The organism is Pseudomonas sp. PME37.24/006 (assembly GCF_055556635.1).
Map to the genome: position 1 here is coordinate 726,897 of NZ_JBVHNL010000001.1, position 15,835 is coordinate 742,731.

The following is a 15,835-nucleotide window of genomic DNA, read 5'->3' on the forward strand; positions in this document are numbered from 1 at the left end:
TGCAAATAGCAGTCCAGTTGCATAGACCGGACTGTCGTAAGGGGTCAGGCGCTGCGTACCTCAAGTTCTCGCGCAGCATCCATGGCAGCGCCAACCACATCGCCGATGACCAGAATGGCCGGGCTTTTCAGCTTGAATGCCAGTGCAGCGTCGGCCATTTCCAGCAGCGTGCTGCGGCACTCGCGTTGATCCGGCAGCGAGGCGTTCTCGATCATCGCCACGGCGGTGTGCGCCGCCATACCGGCATCGAGCAGATGCTGGCGGGTATCGGCCAGAGTAGCGATGCCCATGTACACCACCAGCGTCGTGCCGCTGTCGGCCAGTGCCTGCCAGTTGGGCGAGCTGCCATCCTGGGTGTGGGCGGTAACCAGAGTGACGCCGCGAGCGATGCCGCGCAGGGTTAGGGAGATGCCGCAGCGGGTCGCCGCAGCCAGGCCGGCGGTGATGCCGTTGACGATCTCGCAATGCACGCCGCGGGCGGCCAGCCAGTCGGCTTCTTCGCCACCGCGGCCGAAGATGCACGGGTCGCCGCCCTTTAGGCGCGCAACCACCTTGCCTTGGCGGGCATAGCGCAGCATCAGGCGATGGATGAAGGCCTGGGGCGTCGAGCGGCAGCCGCCGCGCTTGCCCACGCGGATCACCCGGGCGTCGGGACAGTGCTGCAACACCTGCGGATTGACCAGGTCATCGATCAGCACCACGTCGGCCAGGCCGAGGGCACGCACCGCCTTGAGAGTGAGCAGTTCCGGGTCGCCTGGGCCGGCGCCGATCAGCCATACGCTTGGGTTCATCGCGGTATTCCTTCTGTCTAGGTTCAGCCCAGTCTTCGCTAGGCTTCGATGGTCTGTAGCGCCAGTAGGCGCTTGATTTCAGGTACGCAGGAGCCGCACTGGGTGCCGCAGCCGAGATTCTGTTTGAGCGCGATGAGGTCGCAGCCGCGCTGGATGCCCTCGCGTACTGCCGTCTCGCTGACATTCATGCAGGTGCACAGGGTCTTGCCGGTCTGCCGGCGGCTCTGGCCGGGCGGACTTTCCACCGGTGCCAGCAGCCAGCGGCGCAGGCCGCGGCCGTTGTCGTCATCGAGTGAGGTCTGGTTTTGCCAGAGGTCACGCAGCCAGCCGCGTGCGCGGGTCTCACCGCTCAGGGAAAAGCCTGTCAGGCGACCGCCGTCGATACGCGCGCGCTTGTGAATGGGCAGGGCGCCTGGGTCGCCACGAGGGTCGTCGTAACGGATCACCGGCCCTTCGGCCAGGCCCAGTTGCTCCTGAAGTTGTTCGAGTAATTCGGCATCGGGTGCGTGATGGTGGGCGACGCGCATCACCAGCGCCGAGGTCTCGCGACCGGCCAGGCCGAAGCTCGCGTAGGCGAAGGTTTCGCACAACGGGCGCAAGGCTTCCAGGCGTTGCTGAACGTCACCTTCGACCAGCGCGTGGAATGTCCAGGGCAGGTCGATGGGCTGCACGTCGATCCCGGCGTGTTTCAGCTCCGGCTGCTTCGACAGCGGATCGAACGCTGGCAAGGTCAGGGCGTTGATGCCGAGGCCTTTGAGAAAGCGATCGCCCCAGTGCATGGGCAGAAAAGCCTGGCCTTGCTGCAGGCTGGCGTCGGCCTGGACGCGCACCACCAGCGCGCCGCGGCGGCTGCGCACCTCGACCAGTTGGCCGCTCTGCAGGTGCCGCTGCGCCATGTCTTGCGGGTGCAGGTCGAGCAGCGGTTCTTCGACATGGGCGAACAGCCGTGCCGCGGTGCCGGTGCGGCTCATGCCGTGCCACTGATCGCGCAGGCGACCGGTATTGAGCGTCAGTGGATACTGGCTGTCGCGTTGCTCTTTAGCCGTTTGATAGGTCTCGGCGATAAAGCGCGCGCGGCCGTTGGCGCTTGGAAAGCGGCCGTCGCCATAGAGTCGCGGCGTGCCGTTTTGCGCACCTTCGGGAAAGGGCCATTGCTGCGGGCCGCGTGTCTCCAGTAGCGCGTAGCCGAGGCCACAAAGATCCAGATCCCGGCCACGGGTCAGCACCTTGTATTCCTCGAACAGCTGCTCGCTATTGTCGAAGGCGAAATGCCCGGAAGGCACGCCCGGCAGGCGAGCTTCCAGGCGCCTGGCGAAATCGCAGGTGATCGACCAGTCGGCCCGCGCCTCACCAGGGGCAGGCACGGCACGGCGCACGCGGCTGACGCGGCGCTCGGAGTTGGTCACCGTACCTTCCTTCTCGCCCCAACTGGCAGCAGGCAACAGCAGGTCGGCGTAGCGGCAGGTTTCGGTGGTGAAGAATGCCTCCTGCACCACCACGAACGGGCAGTCGCTCAAGGCTTTGTGGATGCTGTGTTGATCCGGCATGGACTGGGCCGGGTTGGTGCAGGCGATCCACAGCGCCTTGATCTTGCCGCTGCCCACCGCCTCGAACAGTTCGATGGCGCTGAGCCCCGGGTTTTGCGGCAGTGTTTCGACGCCCCAGTAAGCGGCGACTTCGGCACGGTGCTGCGGGTTGGCGACCTCACGGTGACCGGGCAGCAAGTTGGACAGGCTGCCGGTTTCCCGACCGCCCATGGCATTCGGCTGGCCAGTGAGGGAAAACGGCCCGCTGCCGACCTTGCCGATCTGCCCGGTGGCCAGGTGCAGGTTGATGATAGCGGCGTTCTTTGTGGTGCCGGCGGTGGACTGATTGACGCCCATGCACCACAGCGACAGAAAACGCGGTGAGCTGCCGATCCACTCCGCGCAGCGACGCAAATCCGCTTCGCTGATTGCGCAGAGCTGGGCGACGCGCGCGGGCTCGTAGTCGGCGACCAGCGCTTGCAGCGCCCCAAAGCCTTCGGTGTGCGCGGCGATGAAGGCGTGGTCGATACGCCCTTGTTCCAGCAGCAGATGCAGTACGCCGTGCAGAAGTGCCACATCGCTGCCGGGTGCGATGGCCAGGTGCAGATCGGCGAGGTCGCAGGTGTCGGTGCGCCGTGGGTCGACGACGATGACCTTCATCTGCGGGTTGCCTGCCTTGGCCGCTTCCAGGCGGCGAAACAGGATCGGGTGGGCATAGGCCATGTTGCTGCCGATGATCAGCAGCGTGTCGGCCTGCTCGATGTCTTCGTAGGAGCAGGGCGGTGCATCGGCGCCCAAGCTGCGCTTGTAGCCGACCACTGCTGAGGACATGCACAGGCGTGAGTTGCTGTCGATATTATTGGTGCCGACCAGGGCGCGGGCCAGCTTGTTGAAGGCGTAGTAGTCCTCGGTCAGCAGTTGCCCGGAGATATAGAAGGCGACGCTGTCCGGGCCGTGCTCGCGGATCGTTTCGGCGAACACATCGGCAGCGTGATCCAGAGCGTTGCTCCAGTCGGTGCGCGCACGGGCCAACCCTTTGCCGAGACGCAGTTCGGGGTACAGGGCGCGGGCCGCGATGTCTCCGGTCAGGTGCAGCGAGGCGCCCTTGCTGCACAGTTTGCCGAAGTTCGCCGGGTGTGCAGGATCGCCGCTGACGCCGAGAATGCGCTCGCCGTCGTGCTCGATCAGCACGCCGCAGCCGACGCCGCAGTAACAGCAGGTCGAGGCGGTGGTGTGCGTCGCGGCGCCGAGTTGTAGAGCGCCCATCAGGCCGCTCCCTGCAGGAGAATCGGCTCGGCGCTGCAGGCGGGTGACAGGCTGTTCACCGCATCTTCGCCAAACATCAGCATGTCGCGGATATGCGCGACCTTGCGGCCTTCGCGGATCAGTTGCAGGTACCAGGCGCCATCGGCGGTATCGCCATACAGGCAGGCGCCGACCAGCACGTCGTTCTTCAGCACCAGCTTGCGATAGCTGCCGGTGACCGGGTCGTCGAGAATGATGCTTTGCGTGCCTGGGCCGCCAGCGAAGTCACCGGCGGAGAACAGGTCGATACCAGTGACCTTGAGTTTGGTGGATGTCAGCGAGCCGAGATAGCGGCGAAAGCCCTGCATGGCCAGGTGGCTGGCGCATACCCGCGCCTGTTCGAACAGGGGGGCCACCAGGCCGTAGGCGACGCCACGGTGGCTGACGCATTCGCCAACCGCGTAGACCCGGGGGTCGAAGCTCTGCAGGGTGTCGTTGACCAGGATGCCACGGGCGCAAGGCAGGCCGGCACGCTGGGCCAGTTCGATGTTGGGGCGAATACCGGCGGCCATTACCACCAGGTCGGCAGGCAGTTGCTCGCCATCGCTGAAACGTACGGCGCTGACCCGGCCAGTGTTGGTGCCGATCAAGTCGGCAGTCTGCTTGCCTAGGGCGAAGTGCAGGCCGCGTCGCTCCAGAGCGTTTTGCAGCAACTTGCCGGCACGCTCGTCGAGCTGGCGTTCCAGCAAGGTGGCGCCGTTGTGTACCACGCTCACGTCCATGCCTCGTAGCTTGAGGCCGTGGGCGGCTTCCAGGCCAAGCAGGCCGCCGCCGATGACCACTGCGCGGCGGTGCAGGTTGGCGCTGTCGAGCATGCAGCGGGTGTCGGCGATGTCGCGGTAGCCGATCACGCCGTCCAGTTCGTTGCCCGGTATCGGCAGGATGAATGGCCGGGAGCCGGTGGCGATCAGCAGGCGGTCATAGTCGGCACAGCTGCCATCATCGGCGATCACCCGGCGGTGCACGCGGTCGATCTCCACCACCTTGCGGCCCAGCAGCAGCTGAATGCCGTGCTCGGTGTACCAGCTCAGTTCGTTGAGCACGATGTCATCGAAGGTCTGTTCGCCCGCCAGCACCGGTGACAGCAGGATGCGGTTGTAGTTGGGGTGCGGCTCGGCGCCGAACACGGTGATGTCGTAGAGATCAGGGGCGATCTTGAGCAGCTCTTCCAGCGTGCGTACGCCGGCCATGCCGTTGCCGATCATCACCAGTTTCAATCGTTTCATCCGCTACCTCCGTGGCCCTGAGTGAATCGCGGCAAACAACAAAATGGCCGGGAGCCATTTGTGACGTCGGCTCCGCCGACGGCCCGTAGGGTGTCCGCCAGGGATGGCGGGGCACAAAAAAGGCGTCCTGCACGCTGAGTGCAAGGACGCCTTTGTCCGATCCCGATTCGTTTCGGGGAGCCCTGCCATCTACCGGCGTGCTCTATGTCTGCAAGGACATAGAGCAGGGAGTGTGCCAATTGCTCGAGAACGGCCGGGCAGGGTGAGGAAATGACCCTGGAGTCAGGGGGAGCGGTGCCGTAACCCAGCGTGGCCTCGTTCCTGGCCTCCGAGGGGCGGGTTATGACGCAGCCGGCGTCGTGTCAATCGATGCCGGCCGCGCCTGATCCATTCTTCTTTCTGCGCGTTGTTGGTGCGTTGCGCACCTGGGTTGTGCGTCAGGGCGTCAGCAGCAGGCGTTTGCTGCCGTAGGTCTTTTCCAGGTTCTGCTGTTGCACGGGGAAGCTCAGGTACTTGGCGCGGCGCCAGGCATCGATGCCGTCGGCATAGTGCGGGCTGGCCGGGTTGCCGGATTGCCCGGAGCTGTTGAGGCCAATCATGGGTTCCTCGCGGCCGAAGTCGACGATCATCCGCATGCTCGGGATCAGCCAGGTATCGAAGTCCTGGCCCCAGTTGTAGGCCGAGACGTTCAGCGTGCTGTGGTCACCACCGGCGGGGTAGGGGCCACGATCCAGATAACCCTTCAACGAGCCGATGCTGGTGCGCTGGCCGGCGCTCAGGTAGGGCGCCATCTGCGTGCTGCCGCTCAGCCACTCGTAAGTGTGCAGCTTGCCCCACTGCCAGGCGGCGCGTTCAGTGCCCAGGCGCTGCTCGAGCAATTCGATGCTGGCCGCCAGGCTGCGGGCCAGAATCGCCGGTTTGTCTTCCTTCTGCGCGGTGCGCACGTCGTCCCAGAAAGGGCTGTCTTCACGACCGAGCAGGTGATCGGCCTGCGCTGAATAGGAGAGGTTGGCGTTATTCACCAGGGCTTTCCAGGCTGCTGAGGTTTCCGGGCCGAGCTCGTCGAGGAAGATCTGTCGGGCGCTTTCGTGCAGGAAGGCGCTGTACACGGCTGCGTCCGCGGAGGTCGCGGAGAGCTTGCCGTCGAAGGCCATCAACCTGCTCAGGGCTTCACGCGCTTTGCCACGCTGGGCCTCCGGCAGGCGGTCGATGGCCTTGCGCAGTGGTTCGGCCATGTTCTGCGCTTCGAACATGTTCTGCAGCTTGGCGGCGAACAGCGTGGTCTGGTCGTACTGCATGGCAATCATGCTTTGCGTGTCATGGCGGCCACTGCCGGCCAGCTGCGCGATGCGCTCGTAGCGCTCCGGGGCGTACCAGGAGTTGGATAGCTGCATGCCATAACCACGCGGCACGCTGCGTTGGTTGGCGCTGCCCAGCCAGCCCTGCTGCGGATCCTGATCGTAGGGGTGGAGCATGGGGTCGGCGAAGCCATCCCATTCATAGCGGCTGTCCCAGCCTGGAGATGGCACCAGGCCCTGGCCGCCGCGACGGTTAGGGAAGCGCCCGGTGACCTGCCAGCCGATATGTTCGGCATCGGCGAACACCAGATTCAGTGGCATGGCGCGGATTTCCCGGGCGGCCTCGAAGGCCTGTTCCACCGACTGCGCGCGGGACAGATTGAAGAACGCGTCGAGGCTGGCGTCGTCCTCGAACTGGGTGGTCTGCAGCGCCAGGCCGTAGCCGCTTTGCACCTGCAGGGGCTGCAGCGGATGTTTACGTTCGCCCAGCACGCTGTTAAGCAGCGGACCATGACGGGTTTCGTAAACCGTCTCGCGAATCGGTTTCTGGCCCTTGATGATGAAGGTTTCCTGGCGCTCCTGGGCCGGCTGCCATTTGCCATCGGCCAGATACAGCAGGCGATTGCCTTCACGCTTGACCTGTTCGAGGAACAGATCCTGGTTGTCGCCCATGACCATCGTCATGCCCCAGGCCAGCTTGCCGTTGAAGCCTGCAACCACCGCCGGCATGCCAGCGACCGTTACCCCGGAGGCCTGGAATTTCGGTGCGCGAATCTGCACGAAGCTCCATACCGAAGGCAGCTCGATCGGCAGATGGGTGTCGTTGGCCAACAGGCTCTTGCCGCTGCGGCTGCGCGAGGGGGCGATGGCCCAGTTGTTCGAGGCAGCGACGCCGAGCATGTGCCGTTCGGACACCTGGGCGGCGGCTGTCTTCACCGCCTGCAGGCCAGGAATATTACCGCCAAGCGCCAGGCCCTTGAGCTTTTCGGCTTCCTCGAACGGCAGCGGCTCGTCCGGGTAGGTAGGCAGCAGCCAGGCCAGTTTGTCGGCGCCGACTTTCTGGGTGATGGTCAGTGCCGCAATCTCTTCCTGCAGGTTCACCGACAGGCCGAAATTGAGCAGGCAGAAGATCATCACCGAGTCTTCCGGCTTCCAGTAAGGCGGCCGATAGCCGGCTTCGGCCAGGTCCATCGGCAACTTGTCGCGGTAGCGGAACAGGTAGGCGTTGACGCCCCGGGCATAGACTTCGAAGAACGCCTTCATCCGTGGCGAGGCATTCTTGTAGAGCACCTCGGCGCTCTTCTTGAGGTTCACTGCGCGCATGAACCTGTCCATTTCCAACACGCCAGGGCCAGCCATTTCCGCCAGGCGACCTTCGGCCATCAGGCGCAGGCTGACCATCTGGCTGAGGCGGTCGCTGGCGTGCACGTAGCCGAGGGTGAACAGGGCATCGTGAAAGGTATGCGTCTCGATCAGCGGCATGCCAAGCGGGTTGCGGCGTACCGAGGCGGTCTGCGCCAGCCCCTGCACGCGGAAGGAGCCCTGATCCGGGTGCACGCTGTTGCGGTAACGGCTGTCGAGTAGGGACTGGCAACCGCTCAGCGCAACCATGCCGGTAACGATGCCAGCGAGGCTCAGGGTGGCGAGAGGACGGAAAGCGCGCGGCAGCATGCGGCGGACTCCTGAAGGGGAAATGGCGGCGGTGGGCGGGCCGGAATGGCGCTAAAGGTAGAGAGCGGCATGGCGCCTGGCAAGTGGCGCGGTAATCGGAGCGACGGTCGTCGCCCCAGGGGCTATGGACGGGCGCTCAGTCCGTCGTCGAGCAGCCAGCGGGCAGCCTCTCGAGCTTGCTGGTCGTGAGCCTGGGTCAGCTCGGCGAAACGACTCTCGTGCTGGCGGCGTTCGGCCCGGCTCAGGGCTTTCCAGTCGGCGTGGGTGGGCACGTGTGCAGTCGCTTCGTAAAGCTGCTGAAAGACCTGGGTCTGGGGTGTCAGGCTCAGCTCGCTGTCGTAGTTGTCGAGCAGCAGCTTGATGCGGATAGCCCCTTCGATCAATGGCAGTTGGCCGTCGAGCAAAGAACTGGCCAGCATCCGCAAATCGTCGTGCAGGCGTTGCCGCTGGGTGCGGCGCGTTTCGGCCTGGTGACGCTGTCTGGCCCAGACCTGGCGCCACAGATAGATGGCATACAGAACCAGGGCGCCGACAGTGAGTGCCGCAAGCAGGATCAGCAGGTGATCAGGCGCCATGACACTTCTTGAATTTCTTTTCGCTGCCGCATGGGCAAGGGTCGTTACGGCCAACGTCCTTCAGGGCGTTGCGTACCGGCTCCTGAGGCGCGTGGTTGCAATGCGGGCCGTGCACATGGCCATGGTCGTGACTGTGATCGTGAGCATCATCGTGTGCGCAGTCGGGGCCATGAACGTGGGGTTGTTGGGTCATGCTGAGTTACTCCGGAAGAAAATCGCCGGGAATTATCTCGCCATTACGCGCCATGTGCACGCGGCGGCCGAAGAATAATCCAGTTCTCACTTCACCCTGCAGGCGATAGTGGATTGGCTCATCAGGCTGCTCAAGCAATTTGACCACCTGACGCACGTGGCGCCATAGGTTGGTGCGCACAGGTACGTCGAACTCAAGGTGCCCATTTGCAGGGACGGTAAACCAAACCTCCGACTCGCCATCGGCCAGCAGCACATCATTGAGATGCACCACATAGCTGAGACCGCGTACTGGCAGGCTGACGTTGTTGGGGTTGTCGATGCGGAAACGCAGGATAAAGCGCTGTTCGAGCAGCTTGGCTTTCACTACGTTGACATCCACCAGGCGCACATCAGGGTCTTCGAAGTTGTCCGAAAACCACGTCGAGCAGCCGCTCAATACCGAGCCCAGGCCAAGGAATACCATTAGGCTAATAATTCTTATCATTTGCGCCTGAGAAAACATTTCATACTCCGTTCGAGGCCTCAGTGTAACAAGAGACGGCTTTGCTGCCCTAGGGGCTGTCGTCATTTCATTGCTAGCGCTTTACTGAGAGGACTACGAGGAAATGCCGACGGACTCTCGTGTGCTCGCAAAAAGCTGCGTCATACTGGCTTGCATGCATTTAGGTTTTATTGCTGTGGTCAAAACAGCACACGAAACGACAGAAAGGAGCGTGGTGATGGCGCGATATGAAATCGCATTTTCCGGTGAGCTGGTGCCTGGTGCCCAGTTGGAAACCGTACAGGCCAACCTGGCCAAGCTGTTCCAGGCCGATGCCCAGCGTATCGCCCAGCTGTTTTCCGGGCGGCGGGTGGTGATCAAGAACAATCTGGACGAAGCCGCTGCCGAAAAGTACCGCAGCACCCTGGAGCGCGCCGGGGCGCGTGTCGAGGTGGTCGATACCGAGCCTGACATCATCGAAGAGATCGAACTGGCGCCGCCGCCACCAGCCGAACCCGTAACCCAGGTGGCCAGTCAGCCTCAGGGGCGCCTGCAGGTAGTGCCGCGTGATGAGTACATGGCGGCCTTCGCCGATGTAGATGCGCCGGATTTCGGCGTTGCCGCACTGGGCGCAGATCTACAGGATGCTGCACCTGAGGCGCCCGAGCCCGTGCTGGATTTGTCGCAGTTCAGTCTCGCCCCGATGGGCAGCGGCATGGGCCAGGCGAAGGCCCAGCCTGCTGCAGCGGCTCCGGATACCTCGCACCTCAAGCTGGTGTGAGGTTGCAGTTATAGATAGCCGGCGCAGCATTTCTTGAACTTCTGCCCGCTGGCGCACGGGCAGGGGTCGTTGCGCCCGGCCTGCAGCCCTACGGTCGGGTCGATGAAATACCAGCGGCCCTGATTCTGCACGAAAGCGGAGCATTCACGGTGACTGTGCTCGCCGGCGGCGTCGTGCCAGCGGGCGATGAAGGTCACCCTGGCATGCTCGGGTTGGCCACCCAGCAACTCCGAGTGTTCAACCTCGAGACCCAGCCAGGTGCTTTGCAGGCTCCAGGCGCGGATGCCTTCCACGTCGAGTTTCGCCTGCTGGGCGGGCAACGAAGTTGCCACCAGATAGTCGATGTTGCCGAGCACGTAGGCGCTATAGCGCGAGCGCATCAGACTCTGCGCGCAGGGCGCTGGCGTGCCATCGTGATAGCGGCCGCAGCAGCCCTGCAACGAGTCGCCGCTACCGCAGGGGCAGCCCGCCGGGGCTTCGATCTCCATCCTTACCACCAGTACTTGCCAAAGTTTTCCGGGTTGGCCCAGAACTTGGCATTCAGCCAGTCGGGGGCCTGCTTGTAGTCGAGCAGATCGTAGGTGAACAAACTGAGGATCTGTTCATCGCGCTCGAAGCGTTCGCTGACATGCAGCGCGAGGCCGAAGAAATCGGTGTCTTTCCAGCCGCTTGCCTGCAGGTCGACCAGCACGGCCATGCGGCTGGCATTCAAATTGCGTATACCCCCGAGCAGTTGCAGGCCCTCGCGTTTGGGCATGTGCTCCAGGCAATCGACCACGATCGCGAGATCGAAACGTTGTCCGGCCAGTTCGGCGGGCAGGTTGCCTGTGGCGGCATGGGCGATCAGGCTCTGTGGGTGAGCTTGCCTGAAGGCGTTGACGGCAGGTTGTTCGCTGGCGCCAATTAGCAGCAGGCGTTTGGGCTCATAGCGCTGCAGTAGAGCTGCCAGCGATTGTTGTGGCGTACGGGTAGAAGTGATGTGGCTCATCGAAAACCTCGAAGGAATCACAAAAGACTACCGCGCACGGATGCAATCAACTAGAACTGTTCGTTCTGCTTGGCTGTCGTAACGCTGCTGGCAGATTTTAAAACGGGCGTCTTTAATCCAGAGTGTCGGTTTTAGCGCCGATTTCCATTAGGAGACTTGCATATGAGTATTACAAGGAAAGCGGTACCCCTGATCATTGCGTCGACGCTTCTGACGGGGTGTGCTGGTGTCCAGAAATCCGACTGGCCAACCTGTGCCGCCGTGGGTGGCGTCAGTGGTGCTGCGCTGGGTGCTATCGAAAGCTCGGCCTGGGCGGGTGGTGGTGCAGTAATCGGTGCAGGCTTCGCTGCCGCTTATTGCTGGGTACATGGGGCTGATGGTCAGGAAGAACTGGTGATGGTTGAAGAAACCATCGTCGAAGAGCCGGTGATGGTTGCTGAGCCGGTCGCTGAAGCGGTACGCGTCGAGCTGGACGTGAAGTTCGATTTTGACAAGTCTCAAGTCAAGCAAGAAAGCCTCGGTGATATCCAGAGCCTGGCTGACTTCCTCAAGCAATACCCGCAAACCTCTACTGTGGTTGAAGGCCATACCGACTCCGTTGGTACTGACGCTTACAACCAGGCTCTGTCCGAGCGCCGTGCGAAGGCCGTGCGTGACGTACTGGTCAATCAGTATGGTGTCGGCGGTACCCGCGTGAACGCAGTCGGCTATGGTGAAAGCCGTCCGGTTGCTGATAACGCCACTGAAGAAGGCCGTGCGATCAACCGTCGCGTGGAAGCGGAAGTCGAAGCACGGCCATAAGCCAGCCTCGACATTCGTGAGAGTCCTGACCGGCTTCATGCCGGTCAGGAGCACGATGCCACGCAATGGGCATCGTTTTCGTCAGGCCCTCTGGTTTCCTTACCCGCAAACACAGTAATGTGCCGCACACTCATAAGCGGTCGGGGCGGGGAATGAAGACTATCGCGGGGCTGGGCAAACTCTTGGCGACACTGTTCTGGTGTGTCGTGCTTGCCAATCTGATCGACCCATACGCTCAACCTTTCGCGCAACTGCTGACGTTCGCTGGCGCTGCCGTACTGGCGTTGCATGTCGTCGAACTGGCGCTGTTCAATGGGTTGCTTCGCGCCCAGCCGCGAGTCACCGTGGCGCGAGCGCAGGTGCTGGCCTTCGGCATCTTCCATATATGGACACTCCCGGCAGCTGCCATCACGGCTGTGCAGGTGAGCCCCGAGGAGACTGCTCATGCGTAAGCTGATCCTGTTGGCGGCCCTCTGCTGCCCGTTGCTGGCGTTGGCCGAGGCAGTTATCGAAGTCGATTCCCACAACTTCATGCGCCTGCCTGCGCAGGGCAGCGTGCTGCAATTGAAGCGCCTGACGATTGCCGACAACGGCACCTTGCTGGTGCCGGTCGGCGTGAGCGAGTTGCGCATCGACGTACTGTATCTGGGCCATAACGCGCAGATTGCCATCGCACCGTCCAATGAAAGCCTGCATCTGGATATTGGCTCCGGCGAAATCGCTTCGGGTGCGCAGATCAGTGCGCCGGGGGCGCCGGGTACCGCCCAGCGTGCTGCGGTAGCTGGGCGTACGCTGGTCATTCGCCTGCAGGCGGTCAACACCGATCAGTGGTTGCTTGATGCCCGTGGCGGTCGCGGCGCTTCTGGTTATACCGGGCTGGACGGCGCCGACGGCAAGGCAGGTGGGTGTGCTTGGGGACAGGCCAGTGAAGGCCATAATGGTCAGAACGGCACCGATGGGCATCCCGGCGCGCCGGGTGGGCAGGTACGTCTGGAGGTTCCGACGGATTTCCCCATCGAACATTTGCAGGCGCGGCTCGAAGGCGGTGCGGGCGGCCCGGCCGGTGTCGCAGGTAACGCTGGTGCTGGTGGTGCGAGTAAAGGCTGCTGGATCTACAGCACCAGCGGTGCTCGCGATGGTCGGCCCGGCATGGCCGGCCAACCCGGCGCGGCCGGGCATGACGGGCGACTGGACATCGTACGTTTCTGATCAGCGCTTGAGCGCTGTTTGAGTGCCGATGCGCAGCTTTTGACCAGGCTCTAGAAGCTGGGGCGGGCTGCGGCGATCGCCACCACTGCCAGCCCCAGTAGCAGGTTGATTGCGACCAACCGGCGGATACGGCCCAGTACGGCGCCCCCCGCCGGCCAGTCCTGAGCTTCCACTGCGCGGCGCAACGCCGGCAACTGAAGCGTCTGGATACGCAGGAACAACGCCAGCATCGCCAGGTACAGCCCCATCATCACGTTCACGTAGCGTGGCGCGCCATCGAAGCCGCTGAAGCCCATGTGCAGCATGCCGACCCCGCTGATCGGCAGCAGTACAACCGCGACCCACACCCAAACGAAGAAACGGCGAAACACGTCCAGCCACAGCGTCAGTCGCTGCGCGGGCTGCAGCGTGGCGCCGGTCGCTGGGCGCAGCACCATCCAGGCGAAGAACATGCCGCCGACCCAGATCAGCGCAGCGAGTAGGTGCAGGGTGTAGATGAGGGAATAAGGTTGCATTCATGTACTCCGGTTACAGGCCTGATCATGTTGCATTGGCTGGTGCGCACCTGGTCTCGCGCGAAGGCGCTACACAGGCTTGGCTGCGGCTCGATGACCAGCTGCAATACGCTGATCGGGTTTCAGAAAGTCTGGCCAGGCGCTGCTCTTCATCCGGTTTCGGCAAGCGAGTCAGCGCGCGGGCGATTGGCGCGTTATGATAGCGGCCGTTTGCAAACACTGAAAATATATCCAGCCTTTTTAGCCTAAGTTCTTCATGCTCAGTACCGAACTCAAGTCCCAGATCCAGGGCGCCTATTCCCGTTTTCTCGAGTCCAAGGGGCTCAAGCCGCGCTATGGGCAGCGTTTGATGATCGCTGAAATAGCCAAGGTGCTGGGTACCATCAAGACCGATGACGAGGAGCGCCGTATTGGTGAGCCTGCCGTTGTTGCGGTGGAGGCGGGCACCGGTACCGGCAAGACGGTCGCCTACAGCATGGCGGCTATCCCTATCGCCAAGGCGGCGGGTAAGCGGCTGGTGATTGCCACGGCTACCGTGGCCCTGCAAGAGCAGATCGTGCACAAGGATCTGCCGGATCTGATGCGCAACAGCGGGCTCAGTTTCAGCTTCGCGCTGGCCAAAGGCCGTGGCCGCTACCTGTGCCTGTCGAAACTCGACGTATTGCTGCAGGAGGGTCAGGCGCAGAGCTCCACCGCTCAGCTGTTCGAGGAGGAAGGCTTTAGGATCGACGTGGACGAGGAAGGGCAGAAACTCTTCACCACCATGATCGAGAAGCTCGCCGGCAATAAATGGGACGGTGACCGTGACAGCTGGCCTCAGGAGCTGGAAGACAGCCGCTGGGCGCAACTGACCACCGACCACAGCCAGTGCACCAGCCGGCATTGCCCCAACTTCGGCCAGTGCGCCTTCTACAAGGCCCGCGAAGGCATGGGCAAGGTCGACGTTATCGTCACCAACCACGACATGGTGCTGGCGGATCTCGCCCTGGGCGGCGGTGCGGTGCTGCCCGATCCACGCGACACCCTTTATGTGTTCGACGAGGGCCATCACCTGCCGGACAAGGCCATCGGTCATTTCGCTCATTTCACCCGGCTGCGCTCAACCGCCGACTGGCTGGAGCAAATCGCCAAGAATCTCAGCAAGCTGCTGGCCCAGCATCCCCTGCCGGGTGATCTCGGCCGGCTGATCGAGCAGGTGCCGGAGCTGGCGCGCGAGCTCAAGACCCATCAGCAGTTCATGTTCAGTGCCTGTGAACAGGTCGCTGACTTCAAGCCGGGCGAGGACATGGAGGGGCGCGAGCGGCCCCGCCATCGCTTTATCGGTGGGGTCGTGCCCGAACACCTGATCGAACTGGGCCTGGAGTTGAAGAAAGGCTTTTCCAAACTCACCGACCTGTTCACCGGCGTGACCGAAAAGCTCAAGGAGGCCATGGACGGCGAGGGCAGCATCGGTATCGCCAGCCATCAGGCCGAAGAGTGGTACCCGCTGTTCGGCAGCTTGCTGGCGCGCTCCAAGGGCACCTGGGAGCTGTGGCTGGCGTTCACCAGCGAAGATCCGGAAGACAGCCCTCCGATGGCGCGCTGGCTGACCCTTGCCGATAGTGGTGCGTTGTTCGATATCGAGGTCAATGCCAGCCCGATCCTCGCCGCCGAAACCCTGCGGCGCAATCTGTGGAACGTGGCCTATGGTGCTTTGGTGACCTCGGCGACACTCACCGCCCTGGGCACCTTCGACCGTTATCGCATGCGTGCTGGACTGCCGAAAGTGGCCGTCACGGCGGTCGTGCCGAGCCCGTTCCATCACGCCGACGCAGGCGTGTTGCGGGTGCCGGACCTGAAGGCCGACCCGCGCAATGCCGCTGAGCACACTGCCGCGATCATCCGCGAGTTGCCGGGATTGGTGCAGGGTTCGCGGGGAACCCTGGTGCTGTTTTCCTCGCGCCGGCAGATGCAGGACGTGTTCGACGGCCTGGAGCGCGACTGGCGCAAGCGGGTGTTCATCCAGGGCAACCTGTCCAAGCAGGAAACCCTCAACAAGCACAAGGCGCGGGTCGACAGCGGCGAGGAGAGCGTATTGTTCGGTCTTGCCAGTTTCGCCGAGGGTGTCGACTTGCCTGGCGCCTATTGCGAGCACGTGGTGATCGCCAAGATTCCCTTCGCCGTGCCGGATGATCCTGTCGAGGCCGCGCTGGCGGAGTGGATAGAAGCCCGGGGCGGTAATCCGTTCATGGAAATCTCCGTGCCCGACGCCTCCTTGCGACTGGTTCAGGCCTGTGGGCGCTTGCTGCGCACCGAGGCGGATCGCGGCACCATCACCCTGCTGGATCGCCGGGTAGTCACCCAGCGTTACGGCAAGGCGATCCTCAACGCCTTGCCGCCGTTTCGCCGGGAAATATCCTGACGCCGCCTTTGCAGCGGCGTAAAAAACAGGCACCAAAATGGCCCTTAATCGACATGCGGGCTTTGCGGTCAG

Annotated in this window: 13 protein-coding genes and 2 pseudogenes; 5 read left to right on the top strand and 10 right to left on the bottom strand. The window is 63.1% G+C overall.

The annotated features are described in order from the left end of the window. Window positions 1-44: 44 nt before the first annotated feature. The 7 genes and pseudogenes from cobA to ACZ3GY_RS03380 all read right to left on the bottom strand — a co-directional run bounded on the left by cobA (window position 45) and on the right by ACZ3GY_RS03380 (window position 9,089). Window positions 45-791, bottom strand: coding sequence for a uroporphyrinogen-III C-methyltransferase (gene cobA, locus ACZ3GY_RS03350; protein WP_465908930.1), 747 nt, complete (start codon window positions 789-791; stop codon window positions 45-47). Between the two features lie 38 nt (window positions 792-829). After that, the gene (locus ACZ3GY_RS03355) at window positions 830-3,583 is read right to left on the bottom strand and encodes a nitrate reductase (RefSeq protein ID WP_463563923.1); all 2,754 of its coding nucleotides are present in this window, start codon (window positions 3,581-3,583) and stop codon (window positions 830-832) included. Between the two features lie 56 nt (window positions 3,584-3,639). Then, window positions 3,640-4,848, bottom strand: a pseudogene (locus tag ACZ3GY_RS03360) (NAD(P)/FAD-dependent oxidoreductase); the annotation flags it as partial. A gap of 437 nt (window positions 4,849-5,285) precedes the next feature. Beyond that, on the bottom strand, window positions 5,286-7,757 hold the full coding sequence (locus tag ACZ3GY_RS03365; protein ID WP_465909223.1) for a penicillin acylase family protein: 2,472 nt from the start codon (window positions 7,755-7,757) through the stop codon (window positions 5,286-5,288). Between the two features lie 182 nt (window positions 7,758-7,939). Then, window positions 7,940-8,392, bottom strand: a complete 453-nt coding sequence (locus ACZ3GY_RS03370; protein ID WP_465908931.1) for a DUF2489 domain-containing protein — start codon at window positions 8,390-8,392, stop codon at window positions 7,940-7,942. Continuing rightward, complete coding sequence (locus ACZ3GY_RS03375) at window positions 8,382-8,585, bottom strand: SEC-C metal-binding domain-containing protein (RefSeq protein ID WP_465908932.1); 204 nt, start codon at window positions 8,583-8,585, stop codon at window positions 8,382-8,384. Before ACZ3GY_RS03375 ends, ACZ3GY_RS03370 begins: the two co-directional genes overlap by 11 nt. Window positions 8,586-8,591: 6 nt before the next feature. Continuing rightward, entirely contained in the window at window positions 8,592-9,089 is a 498-nt protein-coding gene (locus ACZ3GY_RS03380) for an LEA/WHy family protein (RefSeq protein WP_465908933.1), read from the bottom strand. A gap of 217 nt (window positions 9,090-9,306) precedes the next feature. Here ACZ3GY_RS03380 and ACZ3GY_RS03385 point away from each other — a divergent pair, with 217 nt between their 5' ends. Further along, the gene (locus tag ACZ3GY_RS03385; protein ID WP_465908934.1) at window positions 9,307-9,849 is read left to right on the top strand and encodes a hypothetical protein; all 543 of its coding nucleotides are present in this window, start codon (window positions 9,307-9,309) and stop codon (window positions 9,847-9,849) included. Between the two features lie 8 nt (window positions 9,850-9,857). On the opposite strand, the gene ACZ3GY_RS03390 is transcribed toward ACZ3GY_RS03385, so the two are convergent. Next, a complete protein-coding gene (locus ACZ3GY_RS03390) occupies window positions 9,858-10,337 on the bottom strand; it encodes a YchJ family protein (RefSeq protein ID WP_465908935.1) in 480 nt (159 codons plus the stop codon). A gap of 2 nt (window positions 10,338-10,339) precedes the next feature. Beyond that, window positions 10,340-10,837 (bottom strand): DUF6231 family protein, encoded by a 498-nt coding sequence (locus ACZ3GY_RS03395; RefSeq protein WP_465908936.1) that lies wholly within the window; start codon window positions 10,835-10,837, stop codon window positions 10,340-10,342. A 444-nt stretch (window positions 10,838-11,281) separates the two neighbouring features. On the opposite strand from ACZ3GY_RS03395, the pseudogene ACZ3GY_RS03400 reads away from it, so the two are divergent. The 3 genes and pseudogenes from ACZ3GY_RS03400 to ACZ3GY_RS03410 form a co-directional block, all read left to right on the top strand. Further along, window positions 11,282-11,638, top strand: a pseudogene (locus ACZ3GY_RS03400) (OmpA family protein); the annotation flags it as partial. 152 nt (window positions 11,639-11,790) lie between these two features. Beyond that, window positions 11,791-12,090, top strand: a complete 300-nt coding sequence (locus tag ACZ3GY_RS03405; protein WP_465908937.1) for a DUF1145 domain-containing protein — start codon at window positions 11,791-11,793, stop codon at window positions 12,088-12,090. After that, entirely contained in the window at window positions 12,083-12,847 is a 765-nt protein-coding gene (locus tag ACZ3GY_RS03410) for a collagen-like protein (RefSeq protein ID WP_465908938.1), read from the top strand. Before ACZ3GY_RS03405 ends, ACZ3GY_RS03410 begins: the two co-directional genes overlap by 8 nt. A 50-nt stretch (window positions 12,848-12,897) precedes the next feature. Here ACZ3GY_RS03410 and ACZ3GY_RS03415 read toward each other — a convergent pair whose 3' ends face one another. Further along, window positions 12,898-13,362, bottom strand: a complete 465-nt coding sequence (locus ACZ3GY_RS03415; protein ID WP_465908939.1) for a CopD family protein — start codon at window positions 13,360-13,362, stop codon at window positions 12,898-12,900. Window positions 13,363-13,618: 256 nt separating this feature from the next. Here ACZ3GY_RS03415 and dinG point away from each other — a divergent pair, with 256 nt between their 5' ends. Continuing rightward, window positions 13,619-15,763 carry an ATP-dependent DNA helicase DinG gene (gene dinG / locus ACZ3GY_RS03420; protein WP_465908940.1) on the top strand — a complete coding sequence of 715 codons (2,145 nt, stop codon included), beginning with the start codon at window positions 13,619-13,621 and terminating at the stop codon, window positions 15,761-15,763. Window positions 15,764-15,835: the final 72 nt, after the last annotated feature.

Excerpts from the sequence above, each read along its gene's own strand:
- cobA (WP_465908930.1), bottom strand. The coding sequence starts at position 791 with ATGAACCCAAGCGTATGGCTGATCGGCGCCGGCCCAGGCGACCCGGAA.
- ACZ3GY_RS03355 (WP_463563923.1), bottom strand. The coding sequence starts at position 3,583 with ATGGGCGCTCTACAACTCGGCGCCGCGACGCACACCACCGCCTCGACC.
- ACZ3GY_RS03365 (WP_465909223.1), bottom strand. The coding sequence starts at position 7,757 with ATGGTTGCGCTGAGCGGTTGCCAGTCCCTACTCGACAGCCGTTACCGC.
- ACZ3GY_RS03370 (WP_465908931.1), bottom strand. The coding sequence starts at position 8,392 with ATGGCGCCTGATCACCTGCTGATCCTGCTTGCGGCACTCACTGTCGGC.
- ACZ3GY_RS03375 (WP_465908932.1), bottom strand. The coding sequence starts at position 8,585 with ATGACCCAACAACCCCACGTTCATGGCCCCGACTGCGCACACGATGAT.
- ACZ3GY_RS03380 (WP_465908933.1), bottom strand. The coding sequence starts at position 9,089 with ATGTTTTCTCAGGCGCAAATGATAAGAATTATTAGCCTAATGGTATTC.
- ACZ3GY_RS03385 (WP_465908934.1), top strand. The coding sequence starts at position 9,307 with ATGGCGCGATATGAAATCGCATTTTCCGGTGAGCTGGTGCCTGGTGCC.
- ACZ3GY_RS03390 (WP_465908935.1), bottom strand. The coding sequence starts at position 10,337 with ATGGAGATCGAAGCCCCGGCGGGCTGCCCCTGCGGTAGCGGCGACTCG.
- ACZ3GY_RS03395 (WP_465908936.1), bottom strand. The coding sequence starts at position 10,837 with ATGAGCCACATCACTTCTACCCGTACGCCACAACAATCGCTGGCAGCT.
- ACZ3GY_RS03405 (WP_465908937.1), top strand. The coding sequence starts at position 11,791 with ATGAAGACTATCGCGGGGCTGGGCAAACTCTTGGCGACACTGTTCTGG.
- ACZ3GY_RS03410 (WP_465908938.1), top strand. The coding sequence starts at position 12,083 with ATGCGTAAGCTGATCCTGTTGGCGGCCCTCTGCTGCCCGTTGCTGGCG.
- ACZ3GY_RS03415 (WP_465908939.1), bottom strand. The coding sequence starts at position 13,362 with ATGCAACCTTATTCCCTCATCTACACCCTGCACCTACTCGCTGCGCTG.
- dinG (WP_465908940.1), top strand. The coding sequence starts at position 13,619 with ATGCTCAGTACCGAACTCAAGTCCCAGATCCAGGGCGCCTATTCCCGT.